Annotated in this window: 21 protein-coding genes; 19 read left to right on the forward strand and 2 right to left on the reverse strand. The window is 36.9% G+C overall.

Features of this window, described 5'->3' with window-relative positions; all coding sequences use genetic code 11:
• Positions 1-11 precede the first annotated feature (11 nt).
• A complete protein-coding gene (locus H3U49_RS04250) occupies positions 12-1604 on the forward strand; it encodes an ABC transporter ATP-binding protein (RefSeq protein WP_198179956.1) in 1593 nt (530 codons plus the stop codon).
• Between the two features lie 69 nt (positions 1605-1673).
• Here the strand turns inward: H3U49_RS04250 and H3U49_RS04255 are convergent, their stop codons facing one another.
• The gene (locus tag H3U49_RS04255) at positions 1674-3035 is read right to left on the reverse strand and encodes an HD domain-containing protein (protein WP_198179958.1); all 1362 of its coding nucleotides are present in this window, start codon (positions 3033-3035) and stop codon (positions 1674-1676) included.
• Between the two features lie 190 nt (positions 3036-3225).
• On the opposite strand from H3U49_RS04255, the gene H3U49_RS04260 reads away from it, so the two are divergent.
• Positions 3226-4071: a helix-turn-helix domain-containing protein gene (locus H3U49_RS04260; RefSeq protein ID WP_198179959.1), complete on the forward strand. Its 846-nt coding sequence runs from the start codon at positions 3226-3228 to the stop codon at positions 4069-4071.
• Positions 4072-4342: 271 nt separating this feature from the next.
• Positions 4343-6175, forward strand: coding sequence for an FAD-binding protein (locus H3U49_RS04265; protein ID WP_198179961.1), 1833 nt, complete (start codon positions 4343-4345; stop codon positions 6173-6175).
• A gap of 91 nt (positions 6176-6266) precedes the next feature.
• Here the strand turns inward: H3U49_RS04265 and H3U49_RS04270 are convergent, their stop codons facing one another.
• Entirely contained in the window at positions 6267-7031 is a 765-nt protein-coding gene (locus H3U49_RS04270; RefSeq protein ID WP_198179963.1) for a biotin--[acetyl-CoA-carboxylase] ligase, read from the reverse strand.
• Positions 7032-7351: 320 nt separating this feature from the next.
• On the opposite strand from H3U49_RS04270, the gene H3U49_RS04275 reads away from it, so the two are divergent.
• The 16 genes from H3U49_RS04275 (at position 7352) to H3U49_RS04350 (ending at position 21044) form a co-directional block, all read left to right on the forward strand.
• Positions 7352-7825 (forward strand): MarR family winged helix-turn-helix transcriptional regulator, encoded by a 474-nt coding sequence (locus H3U49_RS04275; RefSeq protein ID WP_198179965.1) that lies wholly within the window; start codon positions 7352-7354, stop codon positions 7823-7825.
• Complete coding sequence (locus H3U49_RS04280; protein ID WP_370466804.1) at positions 7825-8796, forward strand: beta-ketoacyl-ACP synthase III; 972 nt, start codon at positions 7825-7827, stop codon at positions 8794-8796. Before H3U49_RS04275 ends, H3U49_RS04280 begins: the two co-directional genes overlap by 1 nt.
• Positions 8797-8833: 37 nt before the next feature.
• Positions 8834-9082, forward strand: coding sequence for an acyl carrier protein (locus H3U49_RS04285; RefSeq protein WP_034977944.1), 249 nt, complete (start codon positions 8834-8836; stop codon positions 9080-9082).
• 3 nt (positions 9083-9085) lie between these two features.
• Positions 9086-10039 carry an enoyl-[acyl-carrier-protein] reductase FabK gene (gene fabK / locus H3U49_RS04290; protein ID WP_198179969.1) on the forward strand — a complete coding sequence of 318 codons (954 nt, stop codon included), beginning with the start codon at positions 9086-9088 and terminating at the stop codon, positions 10037-10039.
• Positions 10040-10043: 4 nt separating this feature from the next.
• Positions 10044-10976, forward strand: a complete 933-nt coding sequence (locus H3U49_RS04295; protein WP_198179971.1) for an ACP S-malonyltransferase — start codon at positions 10044-10046, stop codon at positions 10974-10976.
• The gene (gene fabG / locus H3U49_RS04300) at positions 10973-11707 is read left to right on the forward strand and encodes a 3-oxoacyl-[acyl-carrier-protein] reductase (protein WP_198179973.1); all 735 of its coding nucleotides are present in this window, start codon (positions 10973-10975) and stop codon (positions 11705-11707) included. The genes H3U49_RS04295 and fabG overlap by 4 nt, the downstream gene beginning before the upstream one ends.
• 10 nt (positions 11708-11717) lie before the next feature.
• Positions 11718-12950, forward strand: a complete 1233-nt coding sequence (fabF, locus tag H3U49_RS04305; protein ID WP_198179975.1) for a beta-ketoacyl-ACP synthase II — start codon at positions 11718-11720, stop codon at positions 12948-12950.
• Entirely contained in the window at positions 12951-13409 is a 459-nt protein-coding gene (gene accB / locus H3U49_RS04310) for an acetyl-CoA carboxylase biotin carboxyl carrier protein (RefSeq protein ID WP_198179977.1), read from the forward strand.
• Positions 13410-13420: 11 nt separating this feature from the next.
• On the forward strand, positions 13421-13867 hold the full coding sequence (fabZ, locus tag H3U49_RS04315; protein WP_198179979.1) for a 3-hydroxyacyl-ACP dehydratase FabZ: 447 nt from the start codon (positions 13421-13423) through the stop codon (positions 13865-13867).
• Positions 13868-13878: 11 nt separating this feature from the next.
• Entirely contained in the window at positions 13879-15276 is a 1398-nt protein-coding gene (locus tag H3U49_RS04320) for an acetyl/propionyl/methylcrotonyl-CoA carboxylase subunit alpha (protein WP_198179981.1), read from the forward strand.
• On the forward strand, positions 15266-16120 hold the full coding sequence (locus tag H3U49_RS04325) for an acetyl-CoA carboxylase carboxyltransferase subunit beta (RefSeq protein ID WP_232347612.1): 855 nt from the start codon (positions 15266-15268) through the stop codon (positions 16118-16120). Before H3U49_RS04320 ends, H3U49_RS04325 begins: the two co-directional genes overlap by 11 nt.
• Complete coding sequence (gene accA, locus H3U49_RS04330) at positions 16110-16880, forward strand: carboxyltransferase subunit alpha (protein WP_198179983.1); 771 nt, start codon at positions 16110-16112, stop codon at positions 16878-16880. Before H3U49_RS04325 ends, accA begins: the two co-directional genes overlap by 11 nt.
• Positions 16881-16982: 102 nt before the next feature.
• Positions 16983-18173, forward strand: coding sequence for an MFS transporter (locus tag H3U49_RS04335; RefSeq protein ID WP_198179985.1), 1191 nt, complete (start codon positions 16983-16985; stop codon positions 18171-18173).
• A 121-nt stretch (positions 18174-18294) separates the two neighbouring features.
• Positions 18295-18699: a DUF1934 domain-containing protein gene (locus H3U49_RS04340; RefSeq protein ID WP_198179986.1), complete on the forward strand. Its 405-nt coding sequence runs from the start codon at positions 18295-18297 to the stop codon at positions 18697-18699.
• A 46-nt stretch (positions 18700-18745) separates the two neighbouring features.
• Positions 18746-19300 carry a DNA-directed RNA polymerase subunit delta gene (gene rpoE, locus H3U49_RS04345; protein WP_198179987.1) on the forward strand — a complete coding sequence of 185 codons (555 nt, stop codon included), beginning with the start codon at positions 18746-18748 and terminating at the stop codon, positions 19298-19300.
• A gap of 124 nt (positions 19301-19424) precedes the next feature.
• Positions 19425-21044, forward strand: a complete 1620-nt coding sequence (locus H3U49_RS04350; RefSeq protein ID WP_198179988.1) for a CTP synthase — start codon at positions 19425-19427, stop codon at positions 21042-21044.
• The last annotated feature ends 61 nt before the right edge of the window (positions 21045-21105 follow it).

Below are 21105 nucleotides of genomic sequence, written 5' to 3' on the forward strand. Positions count from 1 at the left end.
GGTAAGATATTATGACAATTAAGGACTTTTATAAGCAAAACCCTTTACGCTTCATGATACTAATTTTGATTACCGTTTTAGAGTGGACTTTACCAATTGTAACTACACAAATACTTATGCTTTTAACCACAGCAATTCAGCAACAGAAATTCCAACAGTTTTTAATTATAAATGTCATTTCATTTATGCCTTTCTTATTTCAATATTTAATACAAGGACTGCATGCGTTCTTTCTATCAAAACAACAAGAGGAATTTAATTTTCATATCAGAAAAAGATCTGTATCTCACTTTTACGCGGATCAAAAAGAGCATTCTGTTGCCCAGATTCAAAATCGATTAACAAATGACCTGAATCAGAGCCAAGAAAATTATTTTGCACCATTTTTTGGTCTAATTGGTGGTGTTATTAATTTAGTATCTGTAATTGTTCTGCTTATTTCATTACACTGGAGTTTACTTCTCACAATTATTTTGATGGTGGCTATTTCATTATTGTTACCAAAATTATTAGAAAAGCCACTACAAAATTCAATGACCAAGATTTCAAAGAGTAATAATCAATATCTCGATTGCTTAGAAAAGTGGCTTAATGGCCTTGAAGAACTACAACGTTATTTTGCCGGAGGAAAACTATTTAAAGTAACTAATGATGCAGCTAAAGAGCTAGAAGATGCTTATGTCAAGCAAAATGGGATTACGCAATTACTAAGTATAATTAATGGATTGGTATCAGTTTCTTTTTCATTAATTTTATTCTTACTAACGGGTTATTTGTTCCAAGCTAAAATAGTAGCATTTGGTGCAATCACTGGAGTAGGCAATTGTAATCTCTACTTAAGGCAAAGTATTCAAATCATAGTTAGTCGATATGGGCAAATAAAGGGCTCCAAAACTTTAAATCAGGAGATTGCCCAAACGGCTGCGCCAGTTAAAAAAGAGCAAGCTGAAGAAGTAGCAACTCCAGCATCACTTAGTACCCATGATCTTAGTTTGCAATTTCCTAATGGTGAAAGCCTAATTTTTCCAGACATTAATATTAAGTCAGGTGAAAAGGTGCTTCTGACTGGTGATTCTGGAGCTGGAAAATCAACTTTGTTTAAACTCATTCTCGGACAAATCAAACCAACTTCAGGGCAGATTGTTTTTAAAGACAAGTATGGTGCTGTGGTTAACCCAGATATGAGTAAAATTGGCTATATTCCCCAAGATCCTGTGCTTTTTCCGGTGAGCATTGCTGACAACATGACGATGTTTGTAGACAAATTAAAGAGCGCTTTACCGTCATTGGTTGAAAAAGTACAATTAGCAAGTGATATTGCCAAATTTGATGAAGGATTAAATCAAAAAATCGATTTGAACAAGTTAAATATCTCAGGAGGGCAAAGACAAAAAATTGTTCTGGTGCGGGCTTTAGTTCATCAAAGTGAAATAATTTTGATTGATGAAGGAACTAGTGCAATCGATCAGCAAGCTACTATGCAAATCTTGCATGAAGTGACGTCTACTCCTGCTACCGTTATTTTTATCGCTCACAGCTTTAATGAACAAATGAAACAGCTATTCGACAGAGAAATTCATTTAGTAAAAAATGTTAAAGATTGAAAAGAATTATACTTTTAACTTAAATCATAACAAAAGTAGTAAAAGCAGCTGAATCAGCGATTCAGCTGTTTATTTATTTTTTGGCTTTCTCAAGTATCGCAAAGTACCATTTTTAACATAACGCTGAAATTTTTGGTATAAAGGGTCAAAAATTTGGGGTTCATCGCTATTTGACATCATGATTTTAGGAAAGAAGAAACGTTCGTCACCCTGCAATGTGCCATTCAATGAACGTACGAGAGGACTCAAATGTGATAATTCGATTAATTGCCCATCGTCTTGCATGATTTCAATTTGACTGTTAGCATTTTTACCAGTTGGTTTATAAGCATCATAAGGTTCATCAAAAGCTGAATTGGTATCGGTGTAATAATTTGGATCAAAACCAGCCTGTTTGATTAAATCTTTTAATTTTGGCAACAGATTTTTGGTTTCTTGGTTGATACATACGCTGGCTAAGGGCTTTCTGAAGAGATAACGCATAGCTAAATCGGAGAGAATTGGGTCATTAGCTTTCGTCCACATTGAAAAATTGGTTTCCATTACGCCATCATCTAGCTTCAAGTAATCATCAAGTGTCCAGTCATTTGCTAGAAATTTTGCTAAACTAGGAGTTACCGGCAAATTACCTTGCTTGTAAATTATTTTTGCTCTTTCAAGCAAATGCTGTAAAATAACTTCCATTGACCGCCCGACTCTGTGGAAATAAACCTGTTGATACATTTGATAACGAGAAACAATATAATCTTCAACAGCATGCATTCCCGCCATGGTAAAGCAAATTCCTTCGCTGTATGGACGGATTTCTTGCAAAATTCTGGATAAATCAAATTTTCCGTAAGTAACCCCAGTGAAATAGGCATCGCGTTGCAAGTAGTCCATTCTGTCAGCGTCTGCTTGACTAGAAATCATTTTAACTACTTGGGGATTAGGATAAGTTTTAGCTATCACACTTGCTACAAGAGCAGGAAAATTCGGTGAAACTGTTTGCAAGACTTGGTTAACTTCTGTACTGGGGTCAGTGATAATCTTTTGCCCAATTTTTTCATGATTAGTGCCAAAAAGGTGTTCAAAGGTATGTGAATACGGGCCATGTCCAATATCATGCAAGAGACCAGCACATTCGACTAATAATCTGTTACTATCATCCCAAAGTCCATCGCCTGAACGTTGCGATGGGTATTTTTTTGCAAAAATATTACAAATTCTGCGAGTTAACTCATAAACTCCTAGATTATGCTCGAATCGAGTATGCGTTGCACCAGGAAAAACATAGGCAATAGGACCAAGTTGCTTAATTCTGCGCATTCTTTGAAATTCCTGAGTTTTCAGAATATCAAGTATAACTTCGTCTTCAATGTGGATGTATTCGTGAACTGGATCTCTTAAAACTACTTCTTTTTTAAGTTTACTGTTATGAAAATTTGGCATGTCAAATCTCCTAAAGCTGTTATATTAAAATGTTGTTAATACCTTAAATTATAACAAACTTAGACTCATTAGTTTAACATCATTGTTCTTTTAGCTTATTTTATTAAAATTAAATAATAAGTTTTGCCAGCTTTCTCAAATGTGCTCATAATTATGAAGTCATATATAGCATAAAAAGATAGGAGATTAAATGAACTATATAGGTAAAAAATTAAAAAGTTTACGTCAAGAATTAGGATTGACTCAAACAGAAATGGCAGCTGGTGTTATTTCTGTTTCATTTTATTCAAAGGTAGAAAGAGGACTAAATGATATTGGAGTAAATGACTTTTTAGATATTTTGCAAAAGCATAATGTGAGTCCACAAAGTTTTTTAGGGGATTATAAGCTTGAAAAAGATAATAAAAGGAAAGTAATTTCACTAATGAATAGTTTTTTGAAAGCTGCTTATGCCAACGATGATTATGAAATTAATTCAATAATTAAATTATTTGAAAAAATTCAGCCACAAACTCCTTTCATAAAATATACTGTATTAGCTACTAAATTGATAGCGAATACTCATGATGATAAGGCTTTAAAAAGATTGAGTAATGCTGAGAAAAGCAAGATTAAAAAATTGATTTTCCGAAAGGACACGGATGAAAATGAATATTATAGAATAATATTAATGGCAAATTTAATACAAATTTATAACGTAGATGATGCATCATTTTTGGTAAGGAATATGATTAGAAAATATCAGAATTTTAATAAAATGGACAGAAAAATGCTATCAGCAATAAGTGCCCTAATGATTAATTATATTGACTGGTGCATGAAAAAAGGTAGAAAAGAACTTTGTCATGATGCTTTATTATATATTGAACAGCTACCAAGCAATATGGAATTAGCTTTTATAAAAATATTAGGTAAATTTTATGAAGATTTAATTGCAGGAAAAAGAAAAGAAGCTAAACAAATTTTGAATATATTGAAAGAATCTGGTTATGAGGTAAATGTAAAAAGAATAGTTAAAATAAATTTTCAAATATGAAAATATAGATACTTTTTTTAATTTGAGAGCTATCATTTAATAAAGAAATTTACTAGAAAGGGAGTGTAAATATGGACTTGTTGAGAAATGTAATTATTATTTTACCTGAACCATAGATTTAATTCAAAATAAAAAATTAACGAAATAGGTAAATGCTCATATTTACCTATTTTTCTATGTAAAAAAGTATTAGTTACCTTATTCACAATATCTGAATTTAGAATTATAATTAAGTTGTCTATATCAGAGGTTTTTATATGGAGGCTTAATAATGGATAATGAACACGGTTTTAAATGGGATGCTGTTTATGATGTAATAGTTTTAGGATTTGGTGGTGCTGGTGCTACAGCTGCCAGGTTTGCGGCAGACAGTGGTGCTAAAGTTTTATTGGTAGATAGTGCGCCAGAAGGTCATGAGGGTGGTAATACACGCTACGCTGGTCAAATGGTAGGAGCTGGTACGGATTATGAGGCTTTAAAAAAGTACCATGAAAACTTGGCGGCACCTTTGAAGCCAGACAAAGAACCCTTCAACAATTTAATTGAAGGGATGGCAAATATGAGTGAATATTTTGAAAAATATTTGGGTGTTAAACCAGTAAGTATGAAAAAATTGTTGGCTGGTACTCCTTCAACCAAATATGTGACTGAATATCCTGAACTGCCTTGTGCTGATTCTTATGATGATTACTTAGTTCATAATGGCACAAGCGATGCCGCCTTGTGGAAACTTTTACGCCAAAAAGTATTAGATCGTTCAGAAAAAATTACTGTTTGGTACAGCAGTCCAGCTAAACATTTAGTTCAAGATGGAGCTTCAAAAATTGTTTTAGGTGCTCAAATTGAACGAGATCATGTCTTACGCAACATTAAAGCAAATAACGGTGTAGTTTTAGCGGTCGGTGGTTTTGAAAATAATAAGGAAATGATCCAGACATTTTTGCAGTCTTCTTATTTGTCACCAATTGGTTCTCTGTACAATAAGGGTGATGGCATTAAAATGCTGGAAGAAGTAAATGCTCAATTGTGGAATATGCGGTCTTTTGAATCACTTGGTCAATTTCATGGCCTTTCACCAAGGCAAAAAGAAGGCATTCGTTCGACATATGCTTTAAATGTCTTTTGGTCAGAAATAGCAAAAGGTAGTGCAATCGTTGTTGGTGAAGATGGTAGTCGTTACTTCAATGAAGCAGAACTAAATCGACATGGTCATATTTATAATCATGGTGATTGGGTAGTACCGTTGAATCAAAACCATCCTTATATGATTTTTGATCAGAAAAAATACGAAGAACTTCAAAATGAACCAAATGATGGTCTTAAAGTGCCTCATTTCTTGGATAATATTATTAAGGCTGATACAATTGCTGATTTAGCTTCTGCAATTGGTAAAGATCCCGAAATTTTGTCTCAAACAATTTCAGAGTTCAATTTTATGGCGCAACAAGGAAAAGACTATGCTTATCACCGCGACCCTGCAACTTTGCGTGCATTTAGTCAAAATGGGCCATTTTATGCAATTGCTCTGAGACAAAATATGCTTAATACTCAGGGTGGCGGCCGGCGTGACGGTCATGCTCAAGTACTAAATCCTAATGGGACTCCAATTCCGCATTTGTTTGAAGCAGGAGAATTAGGTTCACCATTTGTTAATAAATATACTACCGGTGGTAATATTGCCGATTGCTTAATTTCTGGTAAAATTGCTGGAGAAAATGCTGCTGCTACTAAACAGGATTTATCTAGAATCGGTACAACGGATTTAACTAGTGCGCCAATTAATGATAATTTTGTTGCCTCAAGTGATGAAGGCGCTCAAAAATTTAAAGTCGGTCCTAATCAATATTTAGGATACAGTAATCAAGGTATGGGAGATGGCGTGGTTGTCAGAACTACCTTGGATGAAGCAGGCAAGATTGTGGATGTCGAAATTTTAAAGCAAACTGAAAGTGATGACTACGGCTCAAAAGCGGTTAAAGAGTTACCTCAAAAAATGGTTGAGCAAAACACCTACGATGTCGATGCTGTTTCTGGAGCATCAGAAACCAGCAGAGCAATAAAAGAAGCTGTCAAAGACTCCTTGAGTAAAGCAAAGAAGAAGTAAAAGATCTTTTTACTATTCTAAAAGCTAAAATCGATTATGAAATTTTAATAAGGATTTATCAGAAGACGAAGAATTTCGTCTTTTTTGTTTGCTAAAAATTTCTTACTTTTGTGACCTCGCCAGCATTAAAACTTTTTAAACCTGTTTCGGTTTCTAAAACTAAATTTGCCTGTTGCGTTAAGTCTGTCACTTTTCCCTTTATTTTTTGTTTGCCGAGTGCCAGTACTACGTCATGATTCATTAGTGCCAGCTTCTCTTTGTAATCAGGCAGAAAATTGCTTTGATCAAATTGAGGAATAAATTCTAATAAATTTTTTATGATTTGAGCGATAAATTGGCAAATATGCTTTTCACTGGGAATTTTTGTTAGTAAGTTGCCAGCTGTGTTTAATTCATTATGCAAATGATCCTGGTAAAGATTACAGCCAATGCCAATAACAGCAACTTGGGGCTGTGGTAATTCAACTAAGATACCAGCTATTTTTTTACCTTTAAAAAGCAGATCATTCACCCACTTGAATTGAGTCTCTACATGAAATACCTCATTAATAGCTAAATGCAGTTGCCAGGCAATACCTGTAGTTAATAATCCTTGATTCTGCCAGTTCAATTGCGGCACTTTGATAACAAGTGATAAATAAATGCCACCTTTTTGTGAAATAAAGTGACGACTTTGTTTACCGTAGCCAGAGGTTTGCTCATCACTTCCGTATAGCACTGGACCTAAATATCCCTTAGAAGCTAGTTTTTGTTTTGCATACAAATTTGTGGAATTAATACTTCTCCACCAATTAATTTCTAGTTGAAATTTGTTTAACAATATTTTGAGATATGCTTCTTTTTTTGAACTATTCATTAATAATCTATCCTTATACCTAATTGAATTTGCAAAAATGCTTTGAGATTCAAACTATTTATTTTTAGAGTTTTTTAAGAAACACTTGCCTTGATAACGCAAATAAATTAATATTGCAGAAAGGAGTTTGACATTTAGTAAATAATACCATATCATACTCTAATAATTTATTTTGAATATAAAAGTATTTAAAGGAGATGCTAGTCGTTGATATAAAGCGATTTTATTCGAATTAAAATTTGAATTATGGCTTTATATATGTTTATAAAAAAGAGTATCAAGATTTTATTAGTACAGATTATATAGTTGAGTAAGAGGTGATGCTATTGGAGACAAGTTTAAAACGCATCAATAATCTTTTGTCCACAGTTTATTCGGATATTATGAAAGTCGAAGAACGTGAATTGCGAAAAAGTGAATTTAAAGATATTTCACTAAGAGAATTGCACGCGATCGATGCCATTACCATGTATGAACATAAGACCAGCTCCCAAGTAGCAAGTGAATTGATGGTAACAGCAGGTTCGTTGTCAACTATGGTTAATAACCTGGTTCGTAAGGGCTATGTCATGCGAATAAATGGTGAAGATGATCGCAGAATAATCCGATTGGGTTTAACTAGTCGAGGACGATTAATTTATCGGGCGCATGATTCATTTCACCGCCATATGGTAAAAAAGTTTATTGAAGGCTTTGATAATGAACAGGTGGCAATTATCGAACGTGCGCTATTGAACCTGCGTGCTTTTCTTGAATTTCCGCCACGAATTGATAATAAAAGGAGCGTTAATTGATGGGCTTAAGAATTAGTCAGACTGCTCATTATGTTCCTTTTAAGGTAATTACTAATGATGATTTAGCAGAGATAATGACTACCTCAGATGAATGGATCTCTTCAAGGACAGGAATAAAAGAAAGACATGTAGTTCAAGGTGAACAGACTTCAGATTTGGCATTAGCAGTAGGTCAACAGCTTTTACAAAAAGCTAATCTCAAACCTGAACAACTAGATTTTATTATTGTGGCAACTATGTCGCCTGATTATCTGACACCTTCAACTGCAGCAATTGTGCAGGGCAAACTGCAAGCTGGTCATGCATTAGCATTTGATATTAATGCAGCTTGTTCTGGTTTTATCTATGCTTTGGCGATCGCGGATAAATTGCTAGCTGGCCCCTATCAACGAGGATTAGTTATCGGAGCAGAAGTTTTGTCCAAGTTGATAGATTGGCAAGAGCGCTCAACTGCTGTTCTCTTTGGGGATGGTAGTGGTGGCGTGTTAGTTGAAAAAAATTCTCAAGCAGAAGGAATAGTTGCTGAAGATTTGGCAACTTTTGGAGAGCTGGGAACAAAATTAACTGCCGGATACCAACCTTTATGTTCACCGTATAGTTCAGATAGCATTGCAAAACACAAGAAATACTTTGAGATGGACGGTAGAGCTGTTTATGACTTTGCTACTCATGAAGTACCTAATTCCATTAGGCGAGTTTTAACAAAAGCAAACTGGGAAAAGGAAGATGTGCAGTGGTTTTTGCTCCATCAAGCAAATGGACGCATTATCTCTGCAATAGCAAAGCATCTAAATATTCCGGAAGAAAAATTTTTGGAAAATATTGCAAAATATGGCAATACTTCTGCTGCCAGTGTGCCAATACTGTTGGATGAAGCAGTTAATTCTGGCATCATTAAACGCAATCAAAAACTAATATTAAGTGGCTTTGGTGGTGGCCTGACGGTTGCCAGTATTGCCTTAAGCTTTTAAAAACGATAAAGATAATTTATTAAGAAAGAGAAATCAAATGACTGAAGAAGAAATTTTTAACAAAGTAAAAGAAATTATTGTTGCACAAACTGGAGAAGATGAAAGTGCTGTCACAGCTCAATCCAATATAAAAAACGATTTAAATGCTGACAGTCTGGACGTGTTTGAAGTGATTAATGAATTAGAAGATGAATTTGATATCAAGATTGAAAGTGAAGAAGGTATTGAAACAGTTCAGGATTTAGTTGATTTTGTTAAAAAACAACTGGCAGCGAAAGAAGGTTAACAAATGGAATTAAGTCCATTTATGAAAGAACTGGGTCTTAAATACCCAATTTTTCAAGGAGGCATGGCCTGGGTTGCGGATGGTAAGCTGGCAGCTGCTGTTTCAAATGCTGGTGGCTTAGGAATTATTGGTTCGGGCAATGCACCTGGAAATGTAGTGGCTGACGAGATTGAATCAGCTAAATCTCTAACCAAAAGACCTTTTGGTGTCAATGTGATGTTGCTTTCGCCTTATGCAGATGAAGTGGTCAAGGTTATTTTGGCAAATAAAGACAGTGTTGCAGTTGTGACTACTGGAGCGGGTAATCCGGCAAAATACATAGAAAAGTTAAAAGATGCTGGCATTAAAGTAATCCCAGTTGTTGGTTCCGTTGCCTTGGCCAGAATGATGGAACGTGTAGGTGTTGACGCTGTTGTGGCCGAAGGGATGGAATCAGGGGGTCATATCGGAAAATTAACGACGATGGCCCTTGTACCACAAGTTGTAGATGCAGTTAAAATTCCCGTAATTGCAGCTGGAGGAATAGGCGATGGTCGCGGTATGGCTGCTGCATTCATGTTGGGTGCTGAGGGCGTGCAAATGGGCACTCGTTTTTTAGTAGCAAGTGAATCAAAGATACACCCTAATTATAAAAAGGCTGTTTTACGTGCCAAAGATGCCAGTACCTTAGTTACTGGTGAATATGCAGGCCATCCTTCACGGGTTTTAAAAAATAAGATGGCTAAAACGTATATCGGAATTGAAAAGGAAGAGGCGTTAAAGCCGCATCCTGATTATGACAAGTTGGAAGAATTAGGAACTGGTAGTTTGCGTAGAGCAGTAATTGACGGTGATAGCGAAACAGGTTCATTTATGGCGGGCGAGATTGCCGGTATGGTAAAAAAGGAACAACCTGCTGCTGAAATTCTGGCTGAGGTTTATAGTCAAGCAGACAAATTGCTAAGTGGGGAAAGATAAGCAAATGATTTGTTTACTATTTAGTGGTCAAGGGGCTCAAAAAACTGGTCTGACATATGATTTATACCAAACTGAACCGCACTACCGGAAAATCATCGCTAAAGCAAGCAAGATATTGCAGTTAGACTTAGCCGAATTACTATTTGACCCAGATAAAGCAAATGAACTGACGCAAACCCGTTATGCTCAACCCGCTATTTTGGCAATGAGTTACGGCTTGTACCAAATTATTAGTGAAAATGCTGATTTTAAAAAATTAGGTATCGGACTTAGCCTGGGTGAATATAGCGGTCTTGCTTGTGCCAATTACTTAGAATTTGAGTCAGCACTTCGTTTGATAAAAAGACGCGGTGAACTTATGCAACAAGCAAGCAGTCAAAATCCAGGAATTATGGTGGCTGTCATGAAGAGTTCTTTAGCAGATGTTGAATTAGCTATAAAAGATGCCCAAAAAATAGGTCTGATTGGGATAGCAAATGTTAATACTCCTAATCAAATTGTTGTTGGTGGTGAAAAAGGTGCAGTTCAAAATTTGCGTGAGCAACTTGAAAAAGACGGTGCGCGTGTAGTTTCACTAAAAGTAAGCGGAGCTTTTCACACACCATTAATGAAATCAATTCAAGGAGATTTGAAAACTGAATTGCAAAAAGTTGATTGGCATAATGGCACTTTTCCAATTTATAGCACTACGACCCAAAAAGAGTTTGCACCTGACAACCTTGTTTCGACTTTGACGGAGCAGCTAGTTTCGACTACCTATTTTGCAAAAACTTTGGCTCAGCATAGTCAAGATATAACTGCTGTTGTTGAATTAGGACCAGGTAAAACTTTGCTTTCTTTTGCACGAAAAATTCTTAAAGAAGTTCCCACCTATCAAACAGATAGCGTGGCCAATATGCAAGAAACGATTTCTGCTTTAAAGGAGTTTAATTCATGAAATTAAAAGATAGTGTGGTCTTGGTCACTGGTAGTTCACGTGGTATTGGCCTGGCAATTGCTCAAGCTTTTGCCAAACAGGGAGCAAAAATAGTTTTAAATGCCCGCAAACCAATTAGTTCTGAAGTCATCGACCAGTTTGAAAAAGATCATGTTGAAGTAATGGATATTAGCGCAGATGTTACAAAAGAAGAAGATGTGAAAGAAATGATTGCCAAAATTATCAATCATTTTGAGCATCTAGATGTTGTGGTCAATAATGCCGGTATTGTCAAAGACGGACTGCTCAATCGCATGTCTAAAGCAGACTTTCAAAGTGTAGTTAACACCAATTTGATTGGCACCTTTAATGTCATTAAACAGTCACTGAGACCGCTGTATAAGCAGAGAAACGGCTGTTTTATTAACTTATCAAGTGTAGTTGGTTTAACAGGTAACATTGGTCAGGCTAATTATGCAGCTAGTAAAGCAGGAATTATTGGTTTAACTAAATCTGTTGCTAAAGAAGCAGCGCTGCGCAATTTGCGCTGTAACGCCATTGCCCCAGGGATGATTGACACACAAATGACTAGAAATCTTAGTGAAAAAATAAAGCAGCAATTACTTAAGGAAATTCCGCTGAAACGTTTGGGACAAATTGAAGAAATAGCACAAACTGCCGTTTTTTTAGCTCAAAATGACTATATTACTGGTCAAACAATAACCGTAGACGGCGGATTGACAATGCAGTAAGGAGTAAGTAATGACAAGAGTAGTAATTACAGGTTTGGGTGCCTTAACACCTATTGGTAATGACGTTGTCAGTTTTGAAGATGGACTCAATAGTCAAAAAATTGGTTTTGAGCCAATTACTTATTTTGATGCTGATTCAAGTGGGGTCACCCTGGCTGGGCAACTGGACAATTTTGACCCATTGCTTTTTTTAACTAAAAAAGATACTAAACGCATGGATGCATTCACACTCTACGCGATGTATGCAACTGCACAAGCCATGGAACAAGCAGGAATTGATGATAAAAATACCAATAGTGAACGTTTTGGCGTAATTTGGGGCACAGGAATTGGCGGACTAACTACCATCCAGGAACAAGTCATTAAATGGCACGAAAAAGGCCTGGATCGGGTTTCGCCTATGTTTATTCCTACTTCAATCGCTAACATGGCAGCAGGCAATATTTCTATTCGCTATCATGCCCAAGGAATCAGTACCACAATTGTGACTGCCTGTGCTTCCAGTACAAATGCAATTGGTGAAGCTTTTAGACAGATAAAAGATGGCTATGCTGATGTCATGATTGCCGGTGGCTCAGAAGCTGCAATCAATGAAAGTGGAATAGCTGGTTTTGCTGCAATTTCAACATTGTCCACGACAACGGATCCTGAAAAAGCAAGTATTCCCTTTGATCAAAATCGTAACGGTTTTGTGATGGGAGAAGGTGCAGGCTCTCTTGTTTTAGAATCGCTAGAACATGCTCAAAGTCGTGGCGCACATATTTTAGGTGAAATTGTCGGTTATGGGACTAGTTCCGATGCATACCATATTACATCTCCTGATCCAAGTGGTAGCCAGGCTGCAAGAGCTATGGAACTGGCTCTTAGTGAAGCTGAAATTAGTCCTGAGCAAGTGGGCTATATCAATGCTCATGGGACAAGTACCAAAGCAAATGATTGGGCTGAGTCTAAAGCAATTAATCAGGTTTTTGGTCAAAAGAGCAAAGTCTTAGTTTCGAGTACTAAAAGTATGACGGGTCATTTACTAGGAGCAGCAGGAGCCGTTGAAGCTATTGCCACAATTTTGGCACTTAATTCAGGATTATTGCCGATAAATGTAGGAGTAACCCAGCAAGACCCCGAGTGCAAAGTTAATTTGGTCAACAAACAAAATTGTCAACAAAAAATAGATTATGCCATCAGCAATTCATTTGGTTTTGGTGGACATAATGCGGTGATTGCGTTAAAAAGGTGGAATGATTAAATGACTTTTGAAGAAATTGAAAAATTAATCGCAGAAATTAATCAAAGTGATATCACCAAACTGGATTTAGACTTTAAAGGTGGCCATATTAAGATTGACAAAAGTCAAGCTACACCGGTAGAAATTGGGGAAGAAAGGTCAAATGGTCAACCAGCTGCTAAAGAGACGCAGGCAACTGCTCATCAACCACTTGGCAAGATAGCTGCACCCAAGGAGAAAACTTTAAAAATTAAGGCACCACTTGTTGGCATAGTTTATTTACAAGCAAGTCCAGAAAAACCTCAATATAAAAAACCGGGTGATCATGTCAATAAAGGTGATGTGGTTTGCGTTATTGAAGCAATGAAAATGATGACTGAAATTAAAAGCGACTTTACAGGGACTATCGATAAAATTTTAGTTACAAATGAACAAGTGGTTGAATACGATCAACCACTGATAACGGTTATTCCAGAATGAAGGTAGCAAATATGAGTGAACCAAAAAAGTTACACACTTTAGATAGTGTGCAGATTCAGGCTATTTTGCCTCACCGCTTTCCAATGCTGTTAATTGATCAGGTCTTAGATTATGAGCCCGGTAAATATGCTGTTGCTCAAAAAAATACCACAATTAATGAAAGCTATTTTCAGGGACATTTTCCGGGCAATCCAGTAATGCCGGGCGTTTTGATCACTGAAGCTTTGGCACAAACAGGTGCAGTTGCATTGTTGACAATGCCAGAATTTAAAGGAAAGACTGTCTATTTTGGTGGTATCAAGAATGCTCGCTTTAGAGCAATGGTTAAGCCGGGAGATACATTGAATTTAGAAGTTAAACTGGATAAGCTGCGGGGAAATGCCGGGATTGGTGAGGCCAAAGCAACTGTTAAAGATAAAGTTGCCTGTACTGCCCAGTTAATTTTTGCAATTCAGTAAAGTGTGACATTATGTTTAAAAAAATTTTGATAGCTAATCGTGGAGAAATAGCTATAAGGATAATTCGGGCTTTACGTGAAATGGGAATTAAGTCAGTTGCTGTTTATTCAACGGCCGATAAACATGCCCAACATGTTAAAGAAGCTGATGAGGCAATATGTATTGGTTCTCCCCAACCAGCCGATTCGTATTTAAATATGCAAAATATTATCAGTGCGGCTGTGCTAACTGGAGCAGATGCAATTCATCCAGGATACGGTTTTTTGTCAGAGAGTCCTGAATTTGCTCAAATGTGTGAAGAATGCCATTTAGTTTTTATTGGTCCCAAGTCAAAAACCATTTCTTTAATGGGCAATAAAGCTAACGCTCGTGAAATGATGCGCAAGAATAATATACCTGTTATTCCTGGAAGTGATGGGATTGTTAAAAATGCTGCAGCTGCAATAAAAATTGCCAATAAAGTGGGCTACCCCGTAATGCTCAAAGCCGTTGCCGGTGGTGGCGGAAAAGGAATAAGACGTGTGACTCAAGCTGCTGACTTAACAGAAGCATTTAACCAGGCACAAGAAGAAGCCAGAATTTCTTTTGGAGACGACAGAATGTATCTGGAAAAAATTATTTCCCCTGCCAAACACGTCGAAGTACAGATCATGGCAGATAAAACAGGACATGTGGTGGCACTTCCCGAAAGAGACTGTTCAATGCAACGTCACCAGCAAAAAGTAATTGAAGAAACGCCTTGTTCACAAATCAGTGCAAAAGAAAGAGACTATTTGCAACAGATAACTGTTAAAGCAATAAAGGCAATAAATTATGAAAATGTTGGTACTATCGAGTTTTTAATGGATCCTGACCATCATTTCTATTTTATGGAAATGAATACCAGAATTCAGGTTGAACATTCAATCACTGAAGAAGTTGCTCACGTTGATCTTGTTAAAGAACAGGTTAATATTGCTGCGGGCAAAGATTTGAGCATATCTCAAGAAGATGTGCATATCCATGGTGCTGCAATTGAAGTTCGCATTAATGCAGAGGATCCTAGTAAAAATTTTTGCCCCCAAGCTGGTAAGATCGCAAAAATGGTATTGCCTAGTGGTCTAGGTATTAGAATTGAAAGTGGAGTTAACAGTGGAGATACCGTTTCACCATTTTACGATTCGATGATTGTTAAAATTATTGCACATGCAACTAACAGACAAATGGCAATTAAGCGTTTGCTTGATGCACTTACGGAATTTGAGATTAAAGGTTTAGTTACTAACCGCGATTTTTTGATCGCTTTGCTTAACGATGATAAATTTCAGACCGGTACATATTTAACAACATATATAGATCAAGAATTTTTACCCAATTATCTTAAGCGACTAGGGCATAATGAAAAGGAAGCGCAGGTTAATGGCAATTAGATTTGCAAGTCATCCCCACAGTGCATTAAAAAAGTATCAGGAAAATGTTCCTAAAGGCATTTTTAGAATTTGCCCTAAATGTGGCAATAAATTTTATTTTCATCGTGCTGGTAAATATCAGCTGTGCCCTAATTGTGGCTACGGTTTTCGAGTGACTGCCAGAGCACGCTTAAAGATGTTGACAAAGGACTTTACGGAATGGGATGCGGATTTAGCGACTACTGATCCACTCGATTTTCCTGATTATCAGGCTACAATTAAAAAAATGCAGTCCAAAACTAAACTTAAGGATGCGGTTTTAACTGGACAAGCAAATATTGCTGGTTACGAAACTGCTTTGGGTATTATGGATCCGGTGTTTATAATGGGCAGTCTTGGAACAGCCACTGGCGAGCGAATAACACGTTTGTTTGAAAAAGCAACCACAAAGAAATTACCCGTTATTTTGTTTACTGCCTCAGGTGGTGCCAGAATGCAAGAGGGAATTCATTCATTAATGCAAATGGCTAAAATCTCACAGGCAGTTAATGACCATCGCGCAGCACATTTGCTTTATGTCAGCGTAATTATGGATCCAACAACTGGTGGTGTCACTGCCAGTTTTGCTTCGCAGGCAGACATTATTTTAGCTGAGCCTAAAGCTTTATTAGGCTTTGCCGGACGCAGAGTCATTGAACAGACTATTAATAAGAAACTGCCACCAGATTTTCAGACAGTTGAGCATGCCTACCAAAACGGCTTTATTGATAGTATTGTCCCCCGAGATGAGCAAGTAGCCAAACTAGGTCAGATACTTAAAATTTTTGCTGCAAAAAAATGGGAGGCTCAAGTTCATGGCAAATGATAAAATTTTAGCCATTATGGATGGGGCAAGAAGTGACTATAAAAGTAATATGCATCGTCTGGTAATTCAATTATTTCCAGATTTTTTTGAAATGCATGGAGACCGCACAAGTAGTGATGATGCAGCAGTAATCGCGGGTTTTGCAACTATAAATAATATGAGTGTCTGCGTCATTGCAACTAATAAGGGACAAGAATTAAAAGAACGCATGGCAACTAATTTTGGGAGTCCCTTGCCCCAAGGTTATCGTAAAGCACTGCGGGTAATGAAAACAGCTGCCAAAATGAGTATTCCCATTGTCACTCTTATTAATACTCCAGGCGCCTATCCGGGAGCAGAAGCAGAAAAGAATGGTCAGGGACAGATTATTGCTGCTAATATTAGTGAAATGCTGCAGTTAAAGGTACCAATTCTAACTATTATTATTGGTGAAGCCGGCTCAGGTGGAGCGTTGGCCTTGGCCTGCAGTGATGAAGTCTGGATGCTGGAACACAGCATGTATACAGTTTTGTCACCTGAAGGATTTGCCTCAATTATGTGGAAGGACGCCAAACTGGCCACAAAGGCTGCGGAAATAATGCACATTGAACCGGAGTGGTTAAAGAAGCAGGGCATAGTTGAACGGGTTTTGCCTGAACAAGTATTAGAAAACCAAGCACAAGGATTAAAAGACTTAATTGAGCAAAAATTAAAAACATTTCAAATTGAAAATTTAACAGATTTACTAGATAAAAGACATGCAAGATACCGCAAGTTCTAACAGAATTTAACCTAATTAATAAAAAATATATTGCTTTAAATATTTAATTAGTTTTTAATTAAAATAGAATTTTAACAGAACTAGCGCGAAACGAGAAAAATTATGTTAGAGAAAAAACCATACTTATTGTCACGCTTAGTTAGTGGCTTGGGCAACTCGCTTTATGGCATGGTTTTTATTTGGTGGATCCAAATTCAAACCAAAAGTTCAACCGTGGTTGGTATTACTAATGCTATTTTCACAGTAACTGCTGCTCTTTCTATTTTTTACGGTCCTTTTATTGACAGTCACTCTTTTAAGAAAACCAGCATTTATTCCATGGTGATACAAGTAGTCTTACTGTTTATGCTAACTGCTGTGATTATTTATTTTAGCCAAAGTTATATTTTAGCTATTATTATTGCTGGATTACTATCAATTTGTGATGAATTTTTTAACCCCGCTGATCGCGCTATTTTAAAAGAATCTCTTCTGGATGAAAGAGAAATGACCAGTATTATTTCCAAGATTAATATCGTGGATCAACTGGTAAATGTTGGTGGCATTGCACTTTCTGGTGCATTACTGGCTTTTATGGCAAGCGGAGACATTATTTTAGCTTGTGCTTGCTTGAGTTTACTGGGGCTTTTATTGTTAATTACAGCTCTGAGAAAAATACCTGTTCATAATGCAGTTAAAGAAAAAGAAAGCCAGGCAGAAGGTCTAACTAAATATTGGCAAAAGATTTTCAGTGGCTACAGTTACATTAAGAAAAATGCCTTTTTATTGCACTATCTTTGGTCAGGCTTGCTTTATTCGTTTGCACAACCTGCAATGATTTTAATTTTACCCCGTATAGCCGCAAAAGCGGGGCAACCGGCACTTTATAGTACTTTCTACATATGCATACTGGCGGGAATAATACTGGGAGCCATAATAGCCGGCAAAATGAAAGCAAGAATTATAACAGTTGGCTGGGCTTGGACAATTAGTGCCATACCGCTTATTTTAATGTTGTTTTCTTTAAAAAACATGGTACTTCTTTGTATATTACTTTTTCTTTTTGGTCCTGCTACCAGTATTCATAATGTTCTCGCAGAATCTGTCATTCAGACTTCCACAGCAGATAATTATTTAGGGCGCGTCTTAACCACAGTCAGAACTTTTGCCAATATTGGTGGCCCCATTTCGTCTGTTGTTTCGGGCATAATTCTTGATCATGTTGGTGAAAAATTTATTATTGCTCTTTGTGCGATCTTAATTATAATAGGTGGCATAAATATTTTGCTGGCAAGACCTAAAAAAACTAATTAAAGTAATTGCTGGCGTTAAAAAATAATTTGTTTTATAATATTTTTTGCTAAAATTAAGTAGAAAATCAAGACATATTTGTCAATCAACATGGTTGGCTTTTTTATTTCAAAGAATCAAGTATATGACTAAAGTAAAAATCGATTTTACTAGCAAAATAATCCAAGGCAAAGAAAGAGAAACTTTCAAGAAAAAAGCTGATGGCGAGTTAATTGAATCTGCAGGTAATACCAGAGTTTCTTATTTGGAAGATGACAAAATTCCCGTTAAGATATTAATTAAAGAAGATAATGTGATTATTAGGCGGGGAAGTGACAGAAATAACTACTCGCAACTCCATTTTGTTGTTGGTGAGCGCAAAGACTGTCGCTATGTCGCTCAAGGTTATCAAATGGATCTCCAAAGCACGACTGAATTTATTAAATTTTTCCCTAAAAATGATGGTTCAAGAGAACTTCAGATTGAATATAACCTATATAGTGGTCTATACTTAATAGGTAATTATGCCGTCACATTGATTTTTACTTGAACGCCTAGTAAAATAAGAAAGACTGTTTAAGAGAGAGGAATACATTGTGGGATTAAACGACTTTAAAAATAAAAATCGCAATGAATTATCAATGATTGAAGTTGCTCGCGCAATTTTAGAAGATAACAATAAGAGAATGGCTTTTGCCGATATTGTTAATGCAGTGCAAAAGTACTTAGGCGTCAGCGATGAAGAAATAAGGGAACGTTTGCCCCAATTCTACACTGACATGAACACCGATGGTGAATTCATTTCGATGGGTGAAAATGTGTGGGCTCTTCGTTCATGGTTTCCTTATGAATCTGTAGATGAAGAGGTTAATCACCCTGAAGACGAGGATGAAGAAGATACTCGGACACACCATAAGAAAGTTAATGCCTTTTTAGCAAGTGCTACAGGTAGTGATGATATCATTGACTATGATAATGATGATCCGGAAGACGAAGACTTGGATGCTACTGCTGATGATGAGCCGGATGATTTTGACGATGACGATGAATATGTCAATACCGATGATGACGATGATGAAGACCTGCCTGATGGCATTGAGGGTCAGCTGTCTGAATTGAATGATGATGAAGACGACGATGATGACGAATAATTTTCTTGACTTTGCGTCCTAAAATAGATAGTATTTTATTTGGGCACGTTATGTGCGTTTAAGCTCCCGTGAGGGAGCTTTTTTATTTTTGATTATTCTTATTTTTGCAAAGGAGTTTGGGCTAATGACAAAATATATCTTCGTTACTGGCGGTGTCGTTTCTTCACTAGGTAAAGGAATTACTGCCTCTAGCTTAGGTCGATTATTAAAAAACCGCGGTTTAAAGGTGACAATGCAAAAGTTTGATCCTTACATTAACATTGACCCCGGAACAATGAATCCCTACCAACACGGGGAAGTGTTTGTCACTGATGATGGTACTGAGGCGGACCTTGATTTAGGACACTACGAAAGAATTGTGGACGTACGCACGAGCAAATATTCGAATGTTACTACCGGTAAAATTTATAAAGAAGTGCTAGAAAAAGAGCGGCGTGGGGACTACCACGGTGCCACTGTGCAAGTCATTCCTCATATTACAGACATGATTAAGCAAAAGATCATGCGCGCAGGTCTGACAACTGATTCTGATGTTGTCATTTCAGAAATTGGTGGTACTGTTGGTGATATCGAATCAACTCCTTTTATGGAAGCTATTAGACAGATGCGACGTGAAGTTGGCGAAGAAAATGTAATGTACATTCATTGTACGTTAGTGCCTTATTTACACGCGGCCCAAGAAATGAAGACTAAGCCGACACAACATTCAGTCGCTGAACTGCGTAGTATTGGAATTCAACCTAATATGTTGGTTTTGCGTGCAGAAATGCCAATTGATCAAGAGCACAAAGATAAAATTTCTAACTTTACTGATGTGCCGGTTGACCGCATTATTGAGTCAATTAATGCTCCTTCACTTTTTGATTTGCCTTTGGCTTTCCAAAAACAAGAAATGGATCAAAAAGTTTGTGATTTCTTGCATCTCAAGAGTCCTAAGGATAAAGCAGATATGTCCGAATGGCAAAGACTTGATGAACGGGTTAAAAATTTACAACACACTACCACTATTACTCTTGTTGGCAAGTATGTTGAACTTGAGGATGCCTACATTTCAGTTACAGACGCGTTAAAGCATGCTGGTTACGCCTACAATACTGATGTTAAAATTAATAAGGTGCAGGCAGAAGACGTGACTGAAGATAATATTGCTGACTATATGAAAGGGTCAGATGGTTTAATCGTTCCCGGTGGATTTGGTTCTCGTGGTTTTGAAGGTATGATTACTGCTATTAAATATGCTCGGGAAAACGATATTCCGTTTTTAGGAGTTTGCCTGGGGATGCAGATGGCGACTGTCGAGTTTGCGCGTGACGTTTTAGGATATAAGGACGCTAATACCACCGAAGCAGATCCTAAGACTAAGCATAATGTAATTGACATTATGGCTGACAAACGTGATGAAGAAAATATTGGCGGAACCTTGCGTTTAGGTCTTTATCCAGCAACCTTGAAGAAGGGGACAAAGACTGCTGCTGCGTATGATAATCAAGATGTCATTCAGGAGCGTCACCGTCACCGTTACGAGTTTAATAATGAATATCGTGAAGCATTTGAAAAAGCAGGAATGACTTTTGCCGGAGTATCACCAGATAACCACTTAGTTGAAATTATTGAATTGACTAAAAACAAATTCTTCATTGCTGCACAATATCACCCTGAATTTTTGAGCCGACCGCAAAGGCCGGAAGGATTATATAAAGCATTTATTGGTGCTGCCTGTGGTCTTCCTGAAGAAAAGCTTTAATTGACAAAGTTGAATAATACAAAAACCAGATTTTTGGGTGAGGGAAGGCAAAGGTCTTCTC

Source organism: Lactobacillus sp. W8174 (assembly GCF_016100975.1).
GTDB classification, from domain to species: Bacteria; Bacillota; Bacilli; order Lactobacillales; family Lactobacillaceae; genus Lactobacillus; species Lactobacillus juensis.